Raw genomic sequence first — 22,779 nt, forward strand, 5'->3', positions numbered from 1 at the left:
CATGTCCGAAGAATATTACCGTATCCGCCGCCTCCCGCCCTACGTGTTCGCCGAAGTGAATGCGATGAAAGCCGCCGCCCGCCAGCGCGGCGAGGATATTATCGACCTTGGCATGGGCAATCCCGACGGGATGCCGCCCAAACACGTGATCGACAAGCTGGCCGAGGTCGCCCAGTCGCCGACCGCGCATCGTTATAGCGCCAGCATGGGGATCAAGGGGCTGCGCAAGGCCCAGGCCGACTATTACCAGCGTCGCTGGAACGTCGATCTCGATCCGGAAAGCGAGGTGTGCGTCACGCTCGGATCGAAGGAGGGTTTCGCCAACCTCGCGCAGGCCATCACCGCGCCGGGCGATGTCGTGCTGACCCCTAACCCGAGCTATCCGATCCACCATTTCGGCTTCATCATCGCGGGCGCCGCGATCCGCTCGATCCCCGCTGCGCCCGGCCCGCTCTTCTTCGAAAAGCTCGAGCTTGCGATGCGCTACACCGTGCCGCGGCCCAAGGTGTTGGTGGTCGGCTATCCCTCCAACCCGACGGCCTACACCGCCGATCTCCAGTTCTATGAAGATCTCGTCGCCTTCGCCAAGGAGGCAGGCCTCGTCATCATTTCCGATCTCGCTTACGCCGAAATTTACTTCGGCGACGAACCCACGCCATCGCTGCTGCAGGTCGAAGGCGCGAAGGACATTGCGGTCGAATTCACCAGCATGTCGAAGACCTATTCGATGGCCGGCTGGCGCATGGGTTTTGCCGTGGGCAACGAGAAGATGATTTCCGCGCTCAAGCGCGTGAAGTCCTATCTCGATTACGGCGCTTTCACCCCGATCCAGGCCGCCGCGGTTGCCGCGCTCAACGGTCCGCAAGACTGTGTCGAGGCCAACCGCCAGCTCTACAAAAAGCGCCGCGACGTGATGGTCGAATCCTTCGGTCGCGCCGGCTGGGAGATCCCGCCCCCGCCTGCCTCGATGTTCGCCTGGGCCAAGATCCCCGAACAGTTTGCGCACTTGGGCTGCATGGAATTCTCCAAGCGCCTGCTGACCGAGGCGCACGTCGCCGTCGCCCCGGGGATTGGCTTCGGCGAAGAAGGCGAAGGCTATGTCCGTCTCGCGATGGTCGAAAACGAACAGCGCATCCGCCAGGCCGCAAAGGGTGTAAAGGCGATGTTGCAAAATGGCTGAGTCTAAAGAATTCGAGGTCACAGACCGCCTCGAGAAAAAGAAGACACATCTCATTTGGCTCTCCTTGGCCGCTGTGTTCGTATCCGCTGGGGGAGTGAATTTCGCTGTTTGGCCGCCGGAGCCCGGTTCGATTGTGTCGACGTATGTTGGCATACGCCTAGCGCCTGTGGTCCCATTGGCGCTGCTTGCATTTGCCTTACCGTGGCAGGCTTGGAACTACTTTCATGAATGGCGGAAAGTCAGAGAAGAGCATTTCGAATATCTTTCTTTGTTGGAAGGTTTGGGCTTCACCGATACAATCGAAAAACTTGCAACGCGCTATTCTGACATACTCTCTACGCTAGAAGACTTACTCCGCGTCGAGGTCCAAACTGCGGAATACCAAAAGCTCCTTCATACAATTGAAGCACACGGCAAAGTTGTGCAGTCTTGTTTCGAAAGCCTCAACCCAGGCGGGAATCCCGACATTGCGCCTGAAAAGGATCGGGTGCCCGCATTCTTCCTAAATAAGATTGATGATCAAAGAGATAAGGTCTCGCGATCGCTCTTGGAAGTCGTCAGCGCCGTTAAAAGCGACAAGTTGACTACGGCTTTGACAGTAAGAGACCAGAAAGATGCCACAGCGAATCTTGCCGCTGAGATTTCTAAGTTGAATAATTTGCTAGAGAAGTTCGACAGTGTGATTGACGACATATCGACACAACAAAAGATCGAATGGGTGACGCTCCATTCCGCTCCATTCGTTTTCGCTGTTTTTGGTTGGCTGATGATCCTTGGCCGCGGATTACTGCATGCAATCAATTAGGCTAATTTTCCCTTTACCTTCAGCGCCATCGCGGCGTTAACGCCCAAAGCCTTAAAGTGAGCGACGAATCGCCCACCATCTTGTTCACGTGCGCACCGCTGCCCCTATGGTAGCGGTTCGCCCCCAGTATCGGAGTCAGTGATGCAGCGCCGTTTGGTTCCCCCTGTAGCCGCGATCGTTTTCGCGCTCGGCGCATGTACGACATCGGCACCCGACGTCCCCGTTGCGGAGGTGAAGCCCCCCGCCGCCACAGGGTTCGTCATGCCCGAAGGATATCGCTGGAGCCGGGGCGATGCGCCTGCATCGCACAGCGCGATGCAGGCGCAATTCGGCGTCGCGACCATCAGCCCCAACAAGTATCGCTGGGCCGATACGGTGCCTGAAGAAGGTGAGGTACGCCTCGTCGTCGATCTCAAGGAACAGCTGATCTATGCCTGGAAGGGCGACACGCTGGTCGGGGCTGCGTCAATCTCCTCGGGCAAGGAAGGCAAGGAAACGCCGCTCGGTTTCTGGACGATCGAATCCAAGCATAAACGTTATTTCAGCCGCAAATATGACAACGCGCCGATGCCCTATTTCCAGCGCTGGGACGAATTCGGCATCGGTGTCCATGGCGGGCACAATCCCGGTTATCCGGCTAGCCGCGGCTGTGTGCGCGTGCCCGAACAATTCGCCGCCAAGCTGTTCGCGCTGACCGCCAAGGGCACCGAGGTCACGATCGAGGGCTAAGCCCCTTGCCAATGATCGGGGCGCAGGCCATCTGCGCACGCATGATCGAGAGCAGCCTACAAGATACCTATGTCGTCCTGGGCCTTGGCCCCGTGATCGAACTGGCGCTTGCGCCCGTCTTCCTGCTGGTCGCCATCGGCAGCTTTCTCAACGTGTGCGCAGGTCGCCTAGCGCGCGTCGTCGATCGCGCGCGCAAGCTCGAACCGCTCGTCCTTCAGGCGCGTGGCACCGAACATGACCTGCTCGTCGAAGAAGCGCGCCTGCTGGACAAGCGCATCGGGACGATCAACCGCGCCATCCTGATGGCGGTAATCGCCGCGATCCTGACGGTTGGCCTCGTGTTCGTCCTGTTTGGCGCAGGGCTTGCCGGGCTCGATCTGGGCGACCTCATCGCCTTGATGTTCATGGCGGGCGTGGCCGCGCTTGGCAGCAGCTTCGCGCTATTCCTGATCGAGACGCGCCTCGCCATCCGCATGGTGCGAGTGCCGCGGCGCATCCTTACCCACGAAGAAGAAGCCTAGGCGTCGGCCTTCTTGGCCAGCATTCCCGTCGGCAGCACCAGCAGTGCCACGACGAACGCCAGCGCCAGCAGCGCGCCGATTGCACCCAGGAACGCCACCGCGCCAAAGCTCAGCGCGATAAAGATGAGCAGCGTCACCAGCCCGGGCAGCCCGATATCGCGGCCCCGCTTGGCGATGATGTTCAAAGCGGCGATTTGCATGGCGACGACCAGCAGCATCAATAGTCCGCTCTTGGCCGGTCCCATCGCGTTGATTTTCGCCGCCGCTTCCCGACTGCCGACTTCCATGCCGCCAAAGGCGATGAATACGATCGCAAGGCCTACGACCACGATGCCGGCATAAAGCAGCGCGAAGCGCCCGCGGCCCAGCGTGCCCTTGGTCCAGTCGCCGAAATAATCCGAAATCATGCGCATCCCCGAAGTTAATAAAGGTCGCCGAAGCAGATGCGGTTTTTCGAAGGTAAAGACAAGCGCTTACCGCGCATGACCCCGCTGATTGCGCTTCGCGAGATAGGCCGCAAACCAGAGGATCGCGAAAGTCACCAGCGGCGCCGTAAAGATGGTCAGCTGATCCTGGAACCAGGCGCTCCACGGCAGGCCCAGCGGTTCGAGCACACCGGTAGCGACTTCGACCTTGTCGAAACCAAAGATGCGAAAGCGCGCGATCGTCCACAGACCAACGCAGACCAGATACACCAGCCCGAAAATGATGGTCAGGAATTTCAGCATGATTTCCCCCGGAAATTTAACCTAGACTATAATCCTGTTGTTGCTCCTCGACAAGTCGGCAGTCTGTGCCTATCGGGCAGAGCCGCAGCCTCAACTCCATTGCAAGGAAGTCACCCATGCCCCGCGCCAGTCAGGTCCTCGATCGCGTTCTCGTTCTTGAAATGGTGCGTGTCACCGAGGCGGCGGCCATCGCCGCGTCCAAACTGATCGGTCGCGGCGATGAAAAGGCGGCCGATGCCGCCGCTGTGGAAGCCATGCGCACCGCGCTTAACAAGCTGCCGATGGACGGCACCGTGGTGATTGGCGAAGGCGAACGCGACGAAGCGCCGATGCTCTTCATCGGCGAAAAGGTCGGCGAGGCACAGGAAGGCGCGCCCGCGATCGACATCGCGCTCGATCCACTCGAAGGCACAACGATCACCGCCAAGGCCGGTCCCAACGCGCTTGCAGTTCTCGCCATCGCGGAAAAAGGCTGCCTGCTCAACGCCCCCGACACCTATATGGAAAAGATCGCCGTCGGCCCGGGGCTTCCCAAGAAAGTCGTGCGGCTGAAGAACAGCGTCGAAGAGAACATCAAGGCGCTCGCCGAAGCAAAGGGCTGCGAGCCCGAAGACATCGTCGCGTGCGTGCTCGATCGCCCGCGCCACGGCGACATTATTGCCGAATTGCGCCGCCTCGGCTGCGGCATCAAGCTCATCCCCGACGGCGATGTCGCCGGGGTCATCGCAACAGCCGATCCCGACACCGGCATCGATATCTACATGGGTACGGGCGGTGCACCCGAAGGCGTGCTCGCCGCTGCGGCGCTGCGCTGCGTAGGCGGCCAGATGGAAGGTCGCCTCGTGTTCCGTAACGACGATGAAAAGGCCCGCGCCCGCCGATGGGGCATCGAGGATCTCGATCGCGTCTATCGCCTCAAGGATATGGCCAAGGGCGATTGCATCTTTGCCGCGACCGGCGTTACCGACGGTTCGCTGCTGGAAGGCGTGCGGCGGCTCGCGGGCGGCGGCAAGACGACCGAAACCATCGTGATGCGCGCCTCCTCGGGCACCATCCGCACGGTCAGGACCGAGCACCGCAAGGGTTGACGCCCCGGCCGGTCGAAATTTGCTTTGAAAGCGGCACACCGCCGCTAAAGTGAGGGCATGACCAGCGATATCGTCGATCCTGCAGCCGCGCCCGAAGACCGCCCGGCACCCGAGTTCATGACACCCGACCAGCCCGCCCTGCCCGCCGGACTGCAGCCGGTCGAACGCGCCCATGCCTGGGTGATCCGCTGCCGTTTCGCGATCAGCTGGGCGCCCTTCATGGTCGGCGCGCTGGTGCTCGACAATTTCGTGTTCGAAGATTTCGCGTGGCGCGGCGCTTTAAGCGCAGCCATCTGGTTCGTCGCTTTGTCAGCGATCATTGTCGCGCCCCAGCGCATCTACCGCCGCATCGGCTACCGCCTCGATCCCAGGTCGCTGCGTATCGTCAAGGGATGGCTGTTTCACACCGACACCATTGTCCCCTTCGTTCGCGTCCAGCATATCGATGTCGCACGCGGACCGCTCGAGAAGATCTTCGGCACCGCCAGCCTGATCGTCCACACGGCGGGCACGCACAACAGCGTCGTGGTGCTCCCCGGCCTCGAACCCGACCGCGCGAGCGAAATCCGCGAGACCATCCGCGCCCAGATCAAGACGGACTGGCAGTGAGCGACGCCGAACTAACAGCCGACACGCACGCCGTCGCTGCAGTAGCGGACACTGCAGACGTTCGCCGCCTACACCCGCTGACGATCGTCACCAGCCTGGGCGGCATCATCAAGTCGGCATGGGGCGCGTTCGCCGCCGGTGCCTATTTCATCTATTCGGGACAGGAGTGGATTGCCGCGGCGCTGGTGGGCGCCGTCATCTTCTTCAACCTAGTCGAACCCATCCTGCGCTATTTTTCCTTTTCTTACCGCGTCGCCGATGACGAGCTGGAGATGCACAGCGGTATCTTGAACCGCAACCATCGTTCGATCCCCTTCGACCGGGTGCAGGATGTCAATATCGAACAGAACCCGATCGCGCGGCTCGTAGGGCTTGCGCGGGTCAAGCTGGAAACCGGAGCATCGGCCTCGGGCGGCGAAGAAGACGGCGTCATCGACAGCATCACGCTCGATCGCGCTAACGACCTGCGTGACCTGATCCGTCGCCACCGCGCCGGCGTGACGGCACCTACGCCGGCCGAAGCCGGGGCGCAGCCTATCGTCGAAACAGCAGACGAAAGCGAACCCGTCTTCTCGATGGATATCAAACGTCTCGCCCAGCTCAGCGTCTTCAACTTCTCTCTCGCCATCGTCGGCGTGCTGTTCGGCCTCGCGCAGACTTATGGCGACGTACTTGGCATCGACCCCTTCTCGCAGCGCTTCTGGCGCGACATGCTGTCGCAAAGCGAAACGTTGCAGGGCTTCGTGCTCGCCAACCAGTTTGTCACCGTGATTTTCGGGCTCCTGAGTTTTGTCTTTGTCGGCTTGCTGACCGGCGTCATCCGCACCGTGCCGCGTGACTGGGGGTTCCGGCTCAATCGAACCGAAACGGGTTTTCGGCGCCGCCGCGGCCTGTTCACCCTGACCGACGTTGTGATGCCACTCAAGCGCGTGCAGGCCGCCATCCGTGCCACCGGCCCCGTCCGCCGGGCGTTCGGGTTTGCCGAAATGAAACTACAAAGCCTTGCCCGCGAAAGCGCCAAGGTGGGCGATCACCTCATCGCCCCGCTCGCTACCCAATCGGAAACCGACGCTATCCTTGAGCAGATGGAATGGCGACCGCTCGAAGACAGCACCGATTGGCAGCGCCCGGCCAAAGCCTATTTCTGGATGGGGCTCCTCTGGCTGATCCCGATCCTCGCGCTTATCCTTGGAGGCCTCGCCGTCGCCGCGACGCAGCGCGAAGTACCGGGTTGGCTGTCCTTGCTCGCAATCGGCATCGTCGCTGTCATGGCGCTGGGCCACTATGTCGATTATCGCCGTCGCCGCCACCGCATCGATGGCGATCGCTTTCTTATCCGATCAGGCTGGTGGCGTCAGCGCCTCGTCATCCTGCCGCTGAAAAATATCCAAAGCGCCGACGTCGCCTACAACTTCATCAGCCGCGCCTTCGGCGTCGCCGACGTCAAGCTGGGCGTGGCGGGCGGTAGCGGCTTTTCCGCGCACGGCGTGGATTCGGTGCCCGCCGACGATGCCTACGCACTGCGCAAGAAGCTGCTCGAGGAAGCCGCCTGATGTTCGAGGTATCCGAAAGCATCACCGGCCAGCCGTGGCGATGGCGTTATCCGGGCGGCGACAGCCTGGAGCGCGATCTGACCGACCAGCTGCTACTGTCGCGCGGCGTCGACGAAGCAGACTTGCCGCGCGAACGCGATCCGCGCATCCGCGATTTCCTCCCCGATCCATCGGTTTTCGCCGACATGGACAAGGCCGCCGCGCGCATCGCCGATGCCATCGACGCGGGGGAGAAGATCGCGGTGTTCGGCGACTATGACGTCGATGGCGCGACCTCCGCGGCGCTCCTCACCCACCTCTTTCGCCGTCTCGGCACCGAGCCGATGATTTACATCCCCGATCGGCTGATGGAGGGCTACGGCCCGTCGGGCGCGGCGCTCGTCAAGCTGAAGGAACAGGGTGCCGATCTCGCCATCACGGTCGATTGCGGTGCGCAGGCCTTCGACGCGCTCGATGAAGCCGCCGCAGCGGGGCTCGAAGTGATCATTTGCGATCACCACCAGTGCGCGAGCAAACTGCCCACCGCGCACAGCGTCATCAATCCCAACCGGCTGGACGAGAGCGAGGAAGGCGCCGCCCACGGCCACCTTGCCGCGGTTGGCATGGCGTTCCTGCTCGGCGTGGCACTGCTGCGCGAACTGCGGGCCCGCGGCCGCTTCGTCAACGGCACGCCAGAACCCAGGATCATCGACCTGCTCGATCTGGTTGCGCTCGGCACCGTCGCCGATGTCGCCAAATTGCGCACCCTCAACCGCGCTTTCGTAACCCAAGGCCTCAAGGTGATGGCGAACGAGCGCAACATCGGCATGGCCGCGCTCGCACGTGCCGCCAGCCTCAACGGCGCGCCCAAATGCCGCGATCTCGGGTTTGCACTCGGTCCGCGTATCAATGCGGGCGGCCGCGTAGGCAAGTCCGAGTTGGGCGTGCGGCTCCTCACCACCAGCGATCCGGGCGAAGCCGAGGCCATCGCTGCCGAGCTCGACCGGCTGAACGAAGAACGCCGCGCCATAGAAAGCGCGGTAACCGAAGCCGCGATGGAGCAGGCCGAAGCGCAGCGCGATGCGCCCGTCATCGTCACGTCCGGCCCTGGCTGGCACCCGGGCGTGGTCGGCATCGTCGCCAGCCGCGTCAAGGAACGCTTCCACCGCCCCGCGCTGGTCATCGCCGAGGAAGAGGACGGCACCGGCAAGGGATCGGGCCGCTCGATCAACGGCGTCGACCTGGGCGCGGCGATACTGGCCGCCAAGGATGACGGGCTCCTCGTCGCCGGCGGCGGGCATGCCATGGCTGCAGGCGTGACGGTCGCGCCTGGCGGCATCGCGGCGCTGCGCGACTATCTTGCCAAGCGCATCGCCGATGACGTCGAGGCCGCGCTCGGCAATCGCGCGCTCCTGCTCGATGCCATGCTGGCGCCCGGCGGCGTCGCGGGGGCACTGTGCGACAAGATCGATCAGGCCGGCCCGTTCGGTGCCGGGTGGCCCGCCCCGCGGGTCGCGGTCGGCCCCGTCCGGCTGCACAATGTCAGCGTGGTGGGCAACGGCCATGTCCGCATGATCGCGCTGGGCGACGATCAGCGCCGTTTCAAGGCAATCGCCTTCCGCGCCGAGGACACGCCGCTTGGCCAGGCGCTGCTTGCCGCACGCGGCGATTCGCACTTCTGGCTGGCGGGCGTCATCAAGCGCGACGACTGGACCGGCGGCGATGCCGCGGAAATGCACGTCGAAGACGCGGCTTACGCGTGAATCGGGTTGACGGGGAGCGCGCCTCTTACTAATTGCGCCCGCACACCAACGTGTGGCCCCTTCGTCTAGCGGTCTAGGACGTCGCCCTTTCACGGCGAAAACACGGGTTCGAGTCCCGTAGGGGTCACCATTTCAACTAAGCCGCCTTCGGGCGGCTTTTTTGTTGGAGCAATACCTGCCCGTCAGCCTACCGGCACCACCGTGGCGAGCGCGGGGTCGATGGCGACCGTCACGCGCGTGCCCTCTGCCGGCGCTGCCGCCAGCCCCACCCGCGCCCGGCACCGCCTGCCGTCCTCCGCTTCCACGACGAGCTTCACCGCCGTGCCGAGAAAGTCGGCGCTGCGCACCAGATACGCGCCGCCTTTTTCGGGCAACACCGTCATCGCTTCGGGTCGCACCAGCGCATGCGCGATCGCACCTTCGGCAAGTCCCGCAGCGCTGACATCGCCGAACGGGGTCGCGAGCATGCCGCCGCGCACCGTGCCTTCGAACATGTTTACATCGCCGAGCAGACGCGCCGCATCATCGGAAACAGGAGCGGCGTAGACCTCGCGCGGAGCCCCGCGCTGGACGATCCGGCCGTCGATCATCAGCGCCAGCTCGTCCGCCATGAACATCGCTTCTTCGGCGTCGTGGGTGACCAGCAGCACCGCCGCATCGACCGCGTGCAGCGCCTCGAGCGTCGTTTCGCGTAGCGACTGCCGCAGCCGCGTGTCGAGGCTAGAGAAGGCTTCGTCGAGCAAGATGGCAGCCGGTTCGCGCGCCATCGCTCGTGCCAATGCCACGCGCTGCTGTTCGCCGCCGGACAGCTCGTGCGGATAGGCATTGGCGCGCGCCACGAGATCGAGCGCCTCGAGCCGCGCCACCGCCGTATCGCGCTTGCCCGCACCGCTTAGCCCGAACATGACGTTGCCCAGCGCGGTCAGGTGCGGAAACAGCGCGAAGTCCTGAAAGACGATGCCGATGTCGCGTTTTTCGGGCGGCACCATGCGATCATCGCCCGAAAGAATTACGTCGCCGCGCCGGATCGTCCCGGCATCGACCGGCTCGAACCCCGCGAGCATCCGCAGCAAGGTCGATTTGCCGGCGCCCGAAGGCCCGAGGATGGCAGTGACCTTGCCGCGCTCGAGCCTGAGATCGACGCCGTCGACGACTGCCCGCTCGCCAAAGCACCGGACCAGCCCGTTCGCTTCGATCGCGGCCCCGTTCACGCTGTCACCTCTTGCCGCACGCGCCCCGCCAGCCACGCCACCAGCATCATCGCGGGCACGCCTAGCAGGACCAGCAGCAGCGACGGCAGTGCTGCCGAGGCCAGCCGCTCGTCAGAAGCATAGTTATGCGCCGTTACCGCCAGCGTATCGAGGTCGAACGGGCGCAAGATCATGGTCGCCGGTAATTCCTTCATCACCTCGACGAATACGAGCAGCGCTGCCGTGGCGATACCCCCGAGCGCAAGCGGCGCGTACACCTGCGTGAACACGCGCATTTTGCCGGCACCGAGCGAGCGTGCGGCCTGGTCGATCGACGGCGACACGCGCGACAGGGCGCTATCGCACGGGCCGATCGCCGCTGCCGCGAAACGCGCCTGGTAGGCATAGAGCAAGGCGATCAGTCCGCCGCCCGCAAAGACCGGCGCCGCCGCGCCAAACAGCCCGTCGGATAGTTGCTGCAGCGTTGCGAACAGCGCGAGGATGCCGATGGCACCGACGGCACCCGGCACTGCATAGCCGGCTTGTGCTATACGCACCGCGGCGCGGCTGGGGGCATGGCCGGTGCGCAGGATCGTCGCCGCTGCCAGCCCGAGGATCGCGGCGATAAGCGCAGACGCGCCCGCCAGCATCACCGTCCCTTGCAATGCCGGCCAGACCGATCTTGCCGGTTGCACGTCGATGGCCATTCCCGCGAGATATGTCGTCGGCAACAACAGGCCGAGCGTCAGCGGCAGGAGGCACAGCAGCAGCGCGCCCATCCCCCCCGCCCCCGAAAGCCGCGGGCGGTGCACTGCGCCTTCGCGTCGACCCACGGCGCCAAATCGCCGGCCGCGCCGCGCCAGCCGCTCGACACCCAGTGCCAATGCCGCTGCGAAAAGGAGGATGATGGCGAGCCGTGCCGCCGCCGCCGGATCACCGAACGAGCTCCACGCCCGTACGATCCCCACCGTCAACGTGGGTGCGCCCAAGAAATCGGCAACGCCGTAATCCGCCAGCACCTCCATCACCGCCAGCGCAACGCCGACAACAATCGCGGGGCGCGCCAGCGGTAATGCCGCGCGAAGAAAAGCGGCGACGGGCGAAGCACCAAGGCTCCGCGCCGCTTCCATCGCGCTCGCCCCCTGGCTTTCGAACGCTTGGCGCGCCAGCAGGAAGACATAGGGATAGAAGGTGATGGAAAAGACGAATGCTGCGCCCCAGATACCGCGCACCATCGGCAGCGCGTCAAGCGGCCCGCCTGCCGAGGTCATCGAGAACCACGCGTAAGCCGCAACATATGCGGGCATGGCGAGCGGCAATGCCATTGCCCAGCTGAGCACCCCGCGCCCGACAAAATGGTAGCGCGAAATAAGGAAGGCTGCCGGGACGCCCAGCGCAATGGTGCCGACCGCAGTCAGCCCGCCAAGCAGCGCAGAGTTGGCGATATAGGTTGGAAGCTGCGTTTCGGCGAGGTGGCGCAAATGCGCGCTGTCGCCGCCCAGCGAGAAGCCAAGCAACGCGCCGAGCGGCGCCAGGAAGATCAATGCAAGAAGGACGCCGCCCGGCGATGGTATCCATCCGCCGAAGCGACGCCCTGTCATGAAGTTATCGAGCGTGCCTACTGCCATCCAACGCGGTCGAAGATCTGCTGCGCTACGCCCTGGTTCACCCCATAGACATTCACGTTGAGCGGATCGGCCTCGTACTCGCCCATCTCGGCCAGCGCCGGGTTGGAGTAGGTGACCGACGACACGACCGGATATTCACCCGTGAGGTCGGCGAAGAGGCGCTGCGAGGCATCGTTCATCGCATATTCGAGGAATTGGCGCGCCAGCTCGGGGTTGGGCGCGCTCTTGGCGACGCCGCCGCCCGAGATGTTGACATGCACCCCGCCATCGGCCTGCGGCCAGGCGACCTTGATCCCCGATACGTCTTCATTCTCGTCGACCATCATGCGGGCGAGATAATAGTGGTTCACCAGCGCGACATCGCATTCGCCAGCCTTAACGGCCTTGATCTGGTCGCTGTCACCGCCAACCGGATCGCGGGCGAAGTTGGCCGTCACACCGCGCGCCCACTCCTCGGCTTGCGTTTCGCCCCAGCGTTCGACCAGCGCCGCCAGCAGCGAGATATTATAGATATTGCCCGAACTGCGCGCGCACACGCGGCCCTTGAATTGCGGGTCGGCGAGCGAGGCATAGCCTGTCAGCTGCGCAGGATCGACGCGATCTTCGGCGTAGACGATTACGCGCGCACGCGTGGCGATGCCGTACCAATGGCCTTCAGGATGACGGAAATTCGCGGACACGCGATCGTTGAGCAGCGCGCTGTCGAGCGGCGCGAACAGGCCCGCCTCGTCCGCGTTAAACAGGCGCCCCGCATCGACCGTGATTATCACGTCGGCGGCGCTACGTTCACCGTCGGCCTTCACGCGCTCGATCAGCAGGTCGCCTTCGGCTTCGACCACATTGACCTTGATGCCGGTGTCGCGTTCGAACGCTTCGTAGAGCGCATAATCGCTGTCATAATGACGCGCCGAATAGATGGTCAGCGTCCGACCGTCGTCGTCCGTCTCGTTGCTCGCCTGCGTTCCGCAAGCCCCTAGAGTCAGCGCGACAGCTGCCGCGACCCAACCAAATTTACGCACGCCTTTGCTCCTCGATTTCCTCGTTGGCGGAAACCGTATTCTAGTTGCGAATGATTTGCAATAACAGTTCTACCGCGTCTGTGCGGCCTTGGGTTCCACCAATAAATAGACGATCGTCGTCTCGCCGACATTGACGATTTCATGGCCCTCGGTGCCATCGTCCCAGGTCGAAAAGCCGGTCGGGAAGGTGACGGTGCGCGTCTCGCCGCCTTCGGTGATCCGCGCCGTCCCGCCAGACAGCGCGTAGCCGAAGTGCGGCGCATGGTAATGCAATTCATGCCCCACACCGGGCGCGAAGGTGCAGCGCAGGACGCGCTGCCTGGTGTCCTCATGCAGCTTCTCGCACACCGGTTTGCCTTCCCAACCCGCAGCCAACGGGTCTGGAAGCGCCGCAACCAGTGCGAACGCCATCGATATGATCATGTCAGTTTCCCTAGTGCGAAAGGACGAGCGCGATCGCGCTTTCTTCCAGAAGACGCTTGGTCGTGCCGCCGAACAGGCGCTCGCGTAGCCGCGAATGCGAATATCCACCCATCACCATGAGCCCCGCGCCTTTTTCCTCGGCGAACTTGAGCAGCGCTCTGCTCACCAGCCCGTCGACTTCGGCGATGCGCGAATATTCGCCGTGCACATCTTCGCGCGACAGATATTCCAGCACCCGCGTCAGAGGGTAGAGGCCGGGCGGCACTTCTTCGCCATGTTCGGTGACCCGCACGACGTGCACCTCGCTTGCGAGTTTCAGGAGGCCCAGCGAATCGCGCACTGCCTTGGCCACTTCGAAACTGCCATCCCATGCGATGATCACCGGCCCCAATGGATCGACCCGGTGGCCGTTGCCGCCGGGCACGAGGATCGGCGACTCGGCACGGTGCAGAAGGTCGCCAAGCATCCGCACGCGCTGCGGCCCGTCACGACCAACGACGATCAGGTCGGACAACGCCGCGAGCGCGATGATCGTATCGGCGACGTCGCCTTCGACGCGGCGAAATTCCCACTCGACATCCTCATTGCCCATCTCCTTGCGGACCGCTGCTTCCAGTGCCTCTACGCCGGCAAGAAATTCGCGCTTCGCCGATCGGTCGCTGTCGATGCCGCCAAAGCTTTCGAGCGCGGCCAGGGTATCGTCCGAGACGACTTGGAGCACTTCGAGATGGGCATCGGTTGCGCGGGCGATCGCCAGCGCGTTTTCGAGCACCGAGCCAAGGTCATCATGGTTGTCGACGGGGACAAGGACGGATTTCACGCGATTCCTTTCAGTCGTTCATTATGCCAGCGGACATGGTCGGCCATGAAGCTGGAGATGAAATAATAGCTGTGGTCATAGCCCGGCTGCAGCCGGAGCGTAAGGTCGATCCCGGCATTGGCGCAGGCTTCGGCCAGCGCCTCGGGTTTGAGCTGGTCTTCAAGGAAATTGTCATCGGTGCCCACATCGACAAGCAGTTCGGGCACGTGCGCGCCGTCTTCGATCAGCGCGACCGTATCGTGCGCGCGCCATGTTTCGCGGTGACCGCCAAGATAGGCCGTGAACGCCTTCTCGCCCCACGGCACGATCGAGGGATGGCAGATCGGCGAGAATGCCGAGATGCTCGCAAAGCGCTCCGGATACCTCAGTCCCACGGTAAGCGCCCCATGCCCGCCCATCGAATGCCCGGTGATTGATTGCCGCTCCATGTCGACCGGAAACTGCTTGGCGATCAGGGCAGGTAGTTCCTCGGTGACGTAGGACCACATCTTGTAGTGGCGGTCATAGGGCGGCTCGGTCGCATCGACATAGAAGCCGGCGCCTAATCCGAAGTCCCAAGCGCCCGCGCTATCGTCGGGCACCCCTTCGCCGCGTGGGCTCGTATCGGGCGCAACGAAGATGATGCCATGCTCCGCGCAGGCCGCGCGAAACTCGCCCTTTTCGGTGACATTGGCGTGCGTGCAGGTCAGCCCCGACAGATACCACAGCACCGGCAGCCTCGCGCCTTCCTCATGCTCGGGTACGAACACCGAAAACACCATGTCGGTGTTGGTGGCGCTGCTGGCGTGCTCGTACACGCCCTGCACACCGCCGTGACTGGTCCAGGCGTCGAGCTGCTTCATTAGCCCTCCTTGGGCAAGCGGTGCAGCGCGCAGATCTTGTTGCCCGCCGGATCGCGCAAATAGGCAAGGTAGAGCGCTCCAAAGGCGTTCTCGCGTTTGCCCGGCGGGTCCTCGATCGCGGTGCCGCCCGCGGCCAGCCCCGCTTCGTGCCAGGCATGGACTATTTCAGGCGTTTCGCACGCAAAGCCGATGGTCATGCCGTTGCCGCAGCTGGCGGGTTGGCCGTCGATCGGGTTGGTGATCATGAAGACCGAACCGTTATGAACCCAGGCGGTGCGCCCCTTTTCATCGGTGCGACCGGGATGCCCGCCGATCGCGCCGATCAGCGCGTCGTAGAATTTGCGGCTCGCGTCGAGGTCATCGGCCCCGACCATGACATGGCTGAACATGCGCGTTTCTCCCTAATAGACCACGACGCTGCGGATCGACTTGCCCGCATGCATCAGGTCGAAACCCTTGTTGATTTCATCGAGGCTGAGCACATGGGTGATCATCGGATCGATTTCGATCTTTCCGTCCATGTACCAATCGACGATCTTGGGGACATCGGTGCGCCCCTTGGCGCCGCCGAACGCGGTGCCGCGCCAGTTTCGCCCGGTCACCAGCTGGAATGGCCGCGTCGCGATTTCCTTGCCCGCTTCGGCGACACCGATGATGATCGAGGTGCCCCATCCCTTGTGGCAGCATTCCAATGCCTGGCGCATCACGTCGGTATTGCCCGTGCAGTCGAACGAAAAGTCCGCCCCGCCATTGAGCAGATGCACGATCTTTTCGACCACGCCGCCATCGCGCGCGTCGATGAAGTCGGTCATACCGAACTTGCGACCCCATTCTTCCTTGTCGGCATTGATGTCGACCCCGACGATGCGGTCCGCGCCCGCCATCTTGGCACCCTGGATGACGTTGAGGCCGATGCCGCCAAGCCCGAACACGACGACATTGTCGCCGGGCTTCACCTGCGCGGTATTCACCACCGCACCGACCCCCGTCGTCACCCCGCAGCCGATATAGCAGCTGGTCTTGAACGGCGCGTCGTTGCGGATCTTCGCCACCGCGATCTCGGGCAGCACGGTAAAATTCGAGAAGGTCGAGCAGCCCATATAATGGAAGATCGTCTCGCCCTTGTAGCTGAAGCGGCTGGTGCCGTCGGGCATCAGTCCCTTGCCCTGCGTCTCGCGAATGGCGCTGCATAGGTTAGTCTTGCCGCTAAGGCACATTTTGCACTGGCGACACTCGGGCGTGTAGAGCGGGATCACATGGTCATCGACCGCCACCGAGGTGACGCCAGCGCCGACCTCGCGAACGATCCCCGCACCCTCATGCCCAAGGATGCTCGGGAAGATGCCCTCACTATCGAAACCGTCGAGCGTGTAGGCGTCGGTATGGCAAATGCCGGTCGCCATGATCTCGACCAGCACCTCGCCTTCCTTGGGTCCTTCAAGATCGACTTCGACGATCTCAAGCGGCTTCTTGGCTTCGAATGCCACTGCTGCACGCGTCTTCATGCCGAGGCTCCTTCTGTGGAGGGCCGTGTCGCGAGGCTGACCAGCCAGATAGCGAGCCACGCGGCGATGAAGCCTGGCACGATTTCATAAATGACGCCGACTTCAAAAGCGATCCAGCCGATCACCACCGCGGCACCTGTCACCAGCCCGGCAACCGCGCCAGCGCCCGTCATCTTCTTCCACGTCAGCGACAGGATGATAAGAGGGCCGAACGCTGCCCCGAACCCGGCCCAGGCGTTGGCAACGATGTCGAGCACATTGCTCTCGGGATCGCTCGCGATGAGGATCGCCACCAGCGCCACCAACGCAACACTGATTCGCCCCACGTTCACGCTCTCGCGTTCGCTCGCATCCTTGCGCAGGAACAATTTGTAGAAATCCTCGGTCAGCGATGAACTTGCCACCAGCAGCTGCGAGGAAATCGTTGACATGATCGCCGCCAGCAGCGCCGCCAGCAGGAAGCCCGTCACGAGCGGGTGGAACAGCAGGTTGGCGAGGATGATGAAGATCGTCTCGGGATCCTCCACCGCGATACCGTTGCGTTCCACGAAGGCGCGTCCTGCAAGCCCGATACCGATCGAGCCCAGCAGCGCCACGCCCATCCACGTCATGCCGATGGTCCGCGCGGTCTTCACCTCCTCGACACTGCGCACCGCCATGAAGCGCACGATAATATGCGGCTGCCCGAAATAGCCCAACCCCCAGGCCATCAGGCTGATAAATCCGATCAGCGTGAGCCCGTTGGTGATGTTGAGAAAGCCTTCGACCGGCACGTCGGTCAGCGACCCGCCGCTGCTTCCGCCGGGGCCGAACATTACCACCAGCGGCATCACGACCAACGCGGTCACCATGATCAGCCCCTGCACGAAATCGGTCAGGCTGACCGCGAGGAAGCCGCCGATCATGGTGTAGGCCAGCACCACCAGCGCAGTGATCCAGATGCCCGCCATATAATCGCTCATGCCGCCGCCCGGCAGCATCCCGGCAAAGCTCGTTTCAAACAATTTGCCGCCGCCGACGAGACCCGCCGCGGTGTAAACGGCAAAGAAGATGACGATGATGATCGCGCTCGTCACGCGCAGCGCCGTCGCCTTGTCAGGAAAGCGGTTGGCGAGGAATTCGGGAATGGTCAGCGCGTTGCCGAGCGCCTGCGTCTGCGCGCGCAATCGCGGCGCGACGACGATCCAGTTAACCAGCGCCCCCAAAAACAGCCCGATCCCGATCCACGCTTCCACCAGCCCCGCAGCGAAGAGCGCACCGGGCAAGCCCAGCAGCAGCCACCCCGACATATCGGATGCCCCCGCCGACAGTGCTGCCACCGAGGGCGGCAGGTTGCGTCCGGCGAGCAGGTAGGCCTCGCTCGTATCGGTCGAGCGCTTCCACGCGAATACGCCGATGCCGAGCATCAGCACGAAGTAAGCCAGTAGGCTGACAATGGTCCCTGTTTGCATGGCGCCTATGGCTAGGCGCTACGCCACATGGCGTAAACCCATGCCGTCATTCGTCGAAAAGAGCGGCAGTGCCCTTGCCAAGCGGTTGGCGGCTCGCAACGCTGCCGGCGAGCATTCGAGGAGACGCGCATTGACCTTCACTCGCCGCCAGATCCTGCGTAACGGATCGGCCGCAGCCATAGCCTTCGCGGCGCTGGGATGCGGGCAGGCTGCGCATTCAAGCAGTGCCAATGCCGGTTTTCCGCTGGTGCCCGATCCCGCAGGCCTTCTCGATCTGCCCCGGGGCTTCTCCTACCGCCTCTTCCCGACCGCAGGTTCGAACATGTCGGACGGTTTCCTGCGACCCGGCCACTTCGACGGCATGGCCTGCTTCGCGCACCCGACCGACGCTTCCAAGCTGGTCCTCGTGCGCAACCACGAGAAGTTTCTTAGCATCACCGACGGTGGACCCTTCGGTGAGGGCCACGCGCTGCTCGGACGCCTTCCCCGCGGCAAACTCTACGATACGACCGCTTCGGGCGCGCCGTGCATTGGCGGCACCACCAACGTCATCGTCGACGCAGCGACGGGTGCGTTCGAGCGCGATCATCTTTCGCTGGTCGGCACCATCGGCAATTGCGCCGGCGGCGCCTCGCCATGGGGCAGCTGGATCAGCTGCGAAGAACAGCAGCTCAAGGCCGGCGAAGGGGTGAACAAGGACCACGGCTACGTCTTCGAAGTCCCCGCCGCCGTGACCGGCGTGGTCGACCCGGTGCCATTGAAAGCGATGGGCCGCTTCGGGCATGAAGCAGTGTCCTTCGACCCTGATGACGGCAGCGTCTATCAGACCGAAGACAATTATCAGGGGCTGTTCTACCGTTTCATCCCCACCACGCCGGGCCGGCTTGCCGATGGCGGACGCCTGCAGGCACTTGCCATCGAAGGCTGGGAGAAAGCCGACACGCGCAACTTCGCCGCCGACTGGGGGCTGCCCACCGCGCGCACCATTGCCCCGGGCCAGCCGTTCAAGGTGCGCTGGGTCGATCTTGAAGACGTCGAGGCGCAGGAAGAATTGCTGCGCGTACGCGGCCAGGCAGCGGGCGCCGCGATCTTCTGCCGCGGCGAAGGCATGGCGTATGGCCGCGACGAGGCGGGCGTGGGCCATCACTACTTCAACTGCACCGAAGGCGGTCGCCATCGGCTCGGCCAGGTCTGGCGCTACACGCCGTCTACCAGCGAGCTTATGCTCATCTACGAAAGCACCGACGCCGACCGGCTCGACCTGTGCGACAACCTTGCGATGACGGCCTGGGGCGACCTTCTGATCTGCGAAGACGGCTGGGGCGACCAATATCTGCGGCTGCTGACGCCGGCCGGCGAGATCCGCGACTTCGCCCGCAACGCGCACGAGGGGAAATTCGAATTTTGCGGGGCCTGCTTCAGCCCCGACGGCAGGATCATGTTCGTCAACGTCCAGCAGCCCGGCCACACCTATGCCATCACCGGTCCATGGGAGTCGCTGCGCGGCGGCTAGTCAGCCTGCCCTGGAGTATGCCGCCAGGGTGCCAACGGCTTCATGTCACTTTCACGCGGTGTGCTTCCCGTAAAGCGCTCCGAGCAGAAATGTCGGGTCACCCCCGGGAATGAAGATTTCGGACCGTCTTCGACATCGGCACGATAGACCAAGCCGATGCCCGGCTCGTCGGTAATCACCTCGCCAACGAGCTTACCATCGGAACTCAAGGCATCCCGTTTGGCCTGACGACGGCATCGCTCGATGGTCGTGTTGTCGCTGTTTGATACGATGACAGCGCCTTCTGGCACGCTCGGATCGGGACCTGCTCGCCGCGGGGGTTCAAGTGAAATGCTATCAGATCGCGGCTCGGCAAGGGCGGCGACTGCCTGGGGATCGCCCAATTCGGCGGCGCGATCGAACTTCATTCGCTGGATTTCGCTCAGACGCTCATGGTCCGCGGGATCTTGCGTTTCCGCTGCCATCAGTCGGTCGAGCACCTGGTTGCGCTCCTGATGCAGCGCCCAATATTCGGGGTCGTTGACCAAGATTGTCACGCGATCGATTTCCTCCAGTTTCAGATCGCGGATCTCATCGATCATACGAAGATATTGTTCGCTCGCTGCAGCTTCTCCGACTTCCCAGCCGGGATCGTAGTCCGCCGCGAAATATGGCTCCCAGCTTTCAAGCCGCTCGACCAATTCCGACCTTTGACCAGCGTCGCGCAATACGTCGTCACTGCCGACACTCGCCGCGTTATAGTAGAGAACGATCATGAGTTCGTTCTGGCGAGCGGACGCCGCCGCATCCTTTGGTAGCAATGCTTCAAAATCGACGAGCGCGCGAATGAGCCCGATATTAAGCAGGAAACTGCCTTCGGCCTCGCGTTCTACATAGCTGCAAGACGCGGAACCGCGCAGAAGATCGATTGCGCTCGCTCGATCCGGTCGCGCCAGGGCATCGACGCAAGTGTCCGGTGCCTGTTCGGGCGTTATGGGTTCGCCAAGGCTGGTCTGTGGGAAGATGACGCGCGTCTCCGTCGCAGGCTGGATTAGCATGAGCGAAAGCGCAGCGAGGATCATTCAAACTCCATGATGACCTGGTCGACGGCAAGGCTTTCGCCCTCGCCCGCGGGGATTTCCTTTACCGTCGCGGCCTTTTCGGCGCGCAGGATATTTTCCATCTTCATGGCTTCGACCACGGCAAGCGGCTGGCCCGCTTCGACCTTGTCGCCGGCTTCGACTTCGAGCTTAGTCAGCAGCCCCGGCATCGGCGCCATCAGGAAGCGCGACAGGTCGGGGGCGACCTTTTCGGGCATGTGCTGCATCAGCTCGGCGACATGTGGCGGCACCATGCGGGCTTCGTGGATGCGCCCGCGCGTCACCAGCTTGAACCCGCGTCCGTTGCGCTTGACCTGCACGATGCGGCGGCGGTCATCGACCTCGGCCACCAGCAGGCTGTCGCCCGGCGCATAGTCCGCGACGACGTCGAACGGATCGTCGCTCTCGCCCACCGCGATCAGCGTGCAATCGTCCTCGGGCACCACGGTGACTTCGTGCTGTTTGCCATTGAGGATTACGACCTGGTGCGGGCTCGGGAACAGCGGCTCGCCCAGCTGGCCGTCGATCAAGGCCGCGCGCGTTTCCTCGGTCATCGCGACCAGCGCCGCCAGCGCGACGAGATCGCGCTCGAATTTCTCGTCGACCGGCGCGCCTTCAAAGCCCTCGGGATATTCTTCCTCGATAAACTTGGTGGTAAGCTCGCCCGAGCGGAAGCGCGGGTGCTGCATCAGCGCCGACAGGAAATCGACATTGTCGTTCAAACCCTCGACCTCGAACGCGTCGAGCGCCTCGACCATCAAGTCGGCCGCGGTCAATCGGTCGTCGGCATGGGTGATCAGCTTGGCGATCATCGGATCGTAGAACATCGACACTTCGCCGCCCTCGGCAACGCCATCGTCGACGCGCACCACCGCGCCGTCCTCGCGCTGTTCCATCGGCGGGCGATAAGTGGTCAGCCGCCCGGTCGAAGGCAGGAAGCCGCGATAGGGATCCTCGGCATAGACGCGCGCCTCGATCGCCCAGCCGTTATACTGGATGTCTTCCTGCTTGAACGGCAGCTTCTCGCCAGCCGCGACGCGGATCATCTGTTCTACCAGATCGACGCCAGTGATTTCCTCGGTCACCGGATGTTCGACCTGCAGGCGCGTGTTCATTTCGAGGAAGTAGGAAGCCGTCGCCGGTCTTGTCCTTGCCCGACACGATCAGCTCGACCGTGCCTGCCGAATGATAATCGACCGCCCGCGCCAGCGCGACCGCCTGCTCGCCCATCTTCTTGCGCATTTCGGGGCTTACGAAGGGCGATGGCGCCTCTTCGATCACCTTTTGGTGGCGCCGCTGGATCGAGCATTCGCGCTCGCCCAGATAGACGATATTGCCATGCTTGTCGCCGAGCACCTGGATTTCGATATGGCGCGGCTCTTCGATGAATTTCTCGATAAAAACGCGGTCGTCGCCAAAGCTGGCGAGCCCCTCGCGCTTGGTCGCTTCAAAGCCCTCGCGCACATCCTTCTCGGAGAAAGCGAGCCGCATGCCCTTGCCCCCGCCGCCCGCGGAGGCCTTCATCATGACAGGATAGCCAATCTCGCCCGCGATCTTCACGGCTTCGTCGGTATCCGCGATCTCGCCGAGATAGCCCGGCACCACGTTAACGCCCGCCTCCTTGGCAAGCTTCTTCGATTCAATCTTGTCGCCCATCGCCGCGATGGCCGGCGCCGGCGGCCCGATAAAGGCGATGCCGGCCGCATCGAGCGCTTCCACGAACGAGGCTCGCTCGGACAGGAAGCCATAGCCCGGATGCACCGCCTCGGCGCCCGTTTCCTTGCACGCCGCGATGATCTTGTCGGCGACGAGATAGCTTTCCGCCGCCGCCGCGGGTCCGATATGCACGGCCTCGTCCGCCATTTGGACATGCGGCGCCTTGGCATCGGCGTCGGAGTAAACCGCCACCGTCGCGATCCCCATCTTGCGCGCGCTCTTGATAACGCGGCACGCAATCTCCCCGCGATTGGCGATCAGGATTTTCTTGAACATCGAACTCCCCTGCAAGGCGTCACCCCGGACTTGATCCGGGGTCCACCCTTTCTTTTCTAACGCCCTAGAAAGAAGGTGGATGCCGGATCAAGTCCGGCATGACGAATTCAATCGACATCCCACAGTCGCTTTCCGACAAACCAGATCGAGATCAGCGCTATCAAGGGAACGCCGTAGAACATCAAGGCGCGCTCCGTTTCGGTAAAGCACGGCCCATCCGAGGCGCAATCACCGAGCGCCGACAACATCATGAAATATCCGCTGGTCCCCAGTGCCACTATTACATAGGTCACGCAGCCGAAGCGCTTGGCGATGCTCAATCTGCACCCTCGCCTTCCGATTTCTTCCGAATTCTCAGGCCC

Annotated in this window: 22 protein-coding genes, 1 tRNA gene and 1 pseudogene; 10 read left to right on the forward strand and 14 right to left on the reverse strand. The window is 63.3% G+C overall.

The window, feature by feature from the left end:
- Window position 1 precedes the first annotated feature (1 nt).
- The 4 genes from NUX07_RS10835 to NUX07_RS10850 all read left to right on the forward strand — a co-directional run bounded on the left by NUX07_RS10835 (window position 2) and on the right by NUX07_RS10850 (window position 3,235).
- Window positions 2–1,180: an LL-diaminopimelate aminotransferase gene (locus NUX07_RS10835; protein WP_265530590.1), complete on the forward strand. Its 1,179-nt coding sequence runs from the start codon at window positions 2–4 to the stop codon at window positions 1,178–1,180.
- Window positions 1,173–1,985, forward strand: coding sequence for a hypothetical protein (locus NUX07_RS10840; protein WP_265530591.1), 813 nt, complete (start codon window positions 1,173–1,175; stop codon window positions 1,983–1,985). Before NUX07_RS10835 ends, NUX07_RS10840 begins: the two co-directional genes overlap by 8 nt.
- Before the next feature lie 141 nt (window positions 1,986–2,126).
- Window positions 2,127–2,714: a L,D-transpeptidase family protein gene (locus NUX07_RS10845; RefSeq protein ID WP_265530592.1), complete on the forward strand. Its 588-nt coding sequence runs from the start codon at window positions 2,127–2,129 to the stop codon at window positions 2,712–2,714.
- Between the two features lie 41 nt (window positions 2,715–2,755).
- A complete protein-coding gene (locus NUX07_RS10850; protein WP_265530593.1) occupies window positions 2,756–3,235 on the forward strand; it encodes a DUF2721 domain-containing protein in 480 nt (159 codons plus the stop codon).
- Here NUX07_RS10850 and NUX07_RS10855 read toward each other — a convergent pair.
- On the reverse strand, window positions 3,232–3,648 hold the full coding sequence (locus NUX07_RS10855; RefSeq protein ID WP_265530594.1) for a DUF805 domain-containing protein: 417 nt from the start codon (window positions 3,646–3,648) through the stop codon (window positions 3,232–3,234). The genes NUX07_RS10850 and NUX07_RS10855 overlap by 4 nt on opposite strands.
- Before the next feature lie 60 nt (window positions 3,649–3,708).
- Window positions 3,709–3,963 (reverse strand): hypothetical protein, encoded by a 255-nt coding sequence (locus tag NUX07_RS10860; protein WP_265530595.1) that lies wholly within the window; start codon window positions 3,961–3,963, stop codon window positions 3,709–3,711.
- Between the two features lie 116 nt (window positions 3,964–4,079).
- On the opposite strand from NUX07_RS10860, the gene glpX reads away from it, so the two are divergent.
- The 5 genes from glpX to NUX07_RS10885 all read left to right on the forward strand — a co-directional run bounded on the left by glpX (window position 4,080) and on the right by NUX07_RS10885 (window position 9,085).
- A complete protein-coding gene (gene glpX, locus NUX07_RS10865) occupies window positions 4,080–5,051 on the forward strand; it encodes a class II fructose-bisphosphatase (RefSeq protein WP_265530596.1) in 972 nt (323 codons plus the stop codon).
- A gap of 57 nt (window positions 5,052–5,108) precedes the next feature.
- Complete coding sequence (locus tag NUX07_RS10870) at window positions 5,109–5,660, forward strand: PH domain-containing protein (RefSeq protein ID WP_265530597.1); 552 nt, start codon at window positions 5,109–5,111, stop codon at window positions 5,658–5,660.
- Window positions 5,657–7,213, forward strand: coding sequence for a PH domain-containing protein (locus tag NUX07_RS10875; RefSeq protein WP_265530598.1), 1,557 nt, complete (start codon window positions 5,657–5,659; stop codon window positions 7,211–7,213). The genes NUX07_RS10870 and NUX07_RS10875 overlap by 4 nt, the downstream gene beginning before the upstream one ends.
- Window positions 7,213–8,955, forward strand: a complete 1,743-nt coding sequence (recJ, locus tag NUX07_RS10880; protein WP_265530599.1) for a single-stranded-DNA-specific exonuclease RecJ — start codon at window positions 7,213–7,215, stop codon at window positions 8,953–8,955. The genes NUX07_RS10875 and recJ overlap by 1 nt, the downstream gene beginning before the upstream one ends.
- A 54-nt stretch (window positions 8,956–9,009) precedes the next feature.
- Window positions 9,010–9,085: transfer RNA gene (locus NUX07_RS10885), tRNA-Glu, on the forward strand.
- Window positions 9,086–9,137: 52 nt separating this feature from the next.
- Here NUX07_RS10885 and NUX07_RS10890 read toward each other — a convergent pair.
- The 9 genes from NUX07_RS10890 to putP all read right to left on the reverse strand — a co-directional run bounded on the left by NUX07_RS10890 (window position 9,138) and on the right by putP (window position 17,833).
- A complete protein-coding gene (locus tag NUX07_RS10890; protein ID WP_265530600.1) occupies window positions 9,138–10,166 on the reverse strand; it encodes an ABC transporter ATP-binding protein in 1,029 nt (342 codons plus the stop codon).
- Window positions 10,163–11,746: an ABC transporter permease gene (locus tag NUX07_RS10895; protein WP_265530601.1), complete on the reverse strand. Its 1,584-nt coding sequence runs from the start codon at window positions 11,744–11,746 to the stop codon at window positions 10,163–10,165. Before NUX07_RS10895 ends, NUX07_RS10890 begins: the two co-directional genes overlap by 4 nt.
- 17 nt (window positions 11,747–11,763) lie before the next feature.
- Window positions 11,764–12,792, reverse strand: coding sequence for an extracellular solute-binding protein (locus tag NUX07_RS10900; protein ID WP_265530602.1), 1,029 nt, complete (start codon window positions 12,790–12,792; stop codon window positions 11,764–11,766).
- Between the two features lie 69 nt (window positions 12,793–12,861).
- A complete protein-coding gene (locus NUX07_RS10905) occupies window positions 12,862–13,215 on the reverse strand; it encodes a cupin domain-containing protein (RefSeq protein WP_265530603.1) in 354 nt (117 codons plus the stop codon).
- Between the two features lie 10 nt (window positions 13,216–13,225).
- Window positions 13,226–14,035 carry a universal stress protein gene (locus NUX07_RS10910; protein WP_265530604.1) on the reverse strand — a complete coding sequence of 270 codons (810 nt, stop codon included), beginning with the start codon at window positions 14,033–14,035 and terminating at the stop codon, window positions 13,226–13,228.
- Entirely contained in the window at window positions 14,032–14,877 is an 846-nt protein-coding gene (gene fghA, locus NUX07_RS10915) for an S-formylglutathione hydrolase (RefSeq protein WP_265530605.1), read from the reverse strand. The genes NUX07_RS10910 and fghA overlap by 4 nt, the downstream gene beginning before the upstream one ends.
- Complete coding sequence (locus tag NUX07_RS10920; RefSeq protein ID WP_265530606.1) at window positions 14,877–15,266, reverse strand: VOC family protein; 390 nt, start codon at window positions 15,264–15,266, stop codon at window positions 14,877–14,879. Before NUX07_RS10920 ends, fghA begins: the two co-directional genes overlap by 1 nt.
- A gap of 12 nt (window positions 15,267–15,278) precedes the next feature.
- Window positions 15,279–16,382 (reverse strand): S-(hydroxymethyl)glutathione dehydrogenase/class III alcohol dehydrogenase, encoded by a 1,104-nt coding sequence (locus NUX07_RS10925; protein ID WP_265530607.1) that lies wholly within the window; start codon window positions 16,380–16,382, stop codon window positions 15,279–15,281.
- On the reverse strand, window positions 16,379–17,833 hold the full coding sequence (gene putP, locus NUX07_RS10930) for a sodium/proline symporter PutP (protein ID WP_265530608.1): 1,455 nt from the start codon (window positions 17,831–17,833) through the stop codon (window positions 16,379–16,381). Before putP ends, NUX07_RS10925 begins: the two co-directional genes overlap by 4 nt.
- A 40-nt stretch (window positions 17,834–17,873) precedes the next feature.
- Here putP and NUX07_RS10935 point away from each other — a divergent pair, with 40 nt between their 5' ends.
- Complete coding sequence (locus NUX07_RS10935; RefSeq protein ID WP_265530609.1) at window positions 17,874–19,346, forward strand: alkaline phosphatase PhoX; 1,473 nt, start codon at window positions 17,874–17,876, stop codon at window positions 19,344–19,346.
- On the opposite strand, the gene NUX07_RS10940 is transcribed toward NUX07_RS10935, so the two are convergent.
- From NUX07_RS10940 to NUX07_RS10955, 3 genes and pseudogenes are all read right to left on the reverse strand, one after another.
- Complete coding sequence (locus NUX07_RS10940; RefSeq protein ID WP_265530610.1) at window positions 19,343–20,407, reverse strand: hypothetical protein; 1,065 nt, start codon at window positions 20,405–20,407, stop codon at window positions 19,343–19,345. The two genes, NUX07_RS10935 and NUX07_RS10940, sit on opposite strands and share 4 nt — an antisense overlap.
- Window positions 20,404–22,417, reverse strand: a pseudogene (locus NUX07_RS11460) (acetyl-CoA carboxylase biotin carboxylase subunit). Before NUX07_RS11460 ends, NUX07_RS10940 begins: the two are co-directional and overlap by 4 nt.
- Window positions 22,418–22,524: 107 nt before the next feature.
- Window positions 22,525–22,737, reverse strand: coding sequence for a hypothetical protein (locus tag NUX07_RS10955; RefSeq protein WP_265530612.1), 213 nt, complete (start codon window positions 22,735–22,737; stop codon window positions 22,525–22,527).
- Between the last annotated feature and the right edge of the window lie 42 nt (window positions 22,738–22,779).

Source organism: Sphingomicrobium marinum (genome assembly GCF_026157105.1).
GTDB lineage: Bacteria > Pseudomonadota > Alphaproteobacteria > Sphingomonadales > Sphingomonadaceae > Sphingomicrobium > Sphingomicrobium marinum.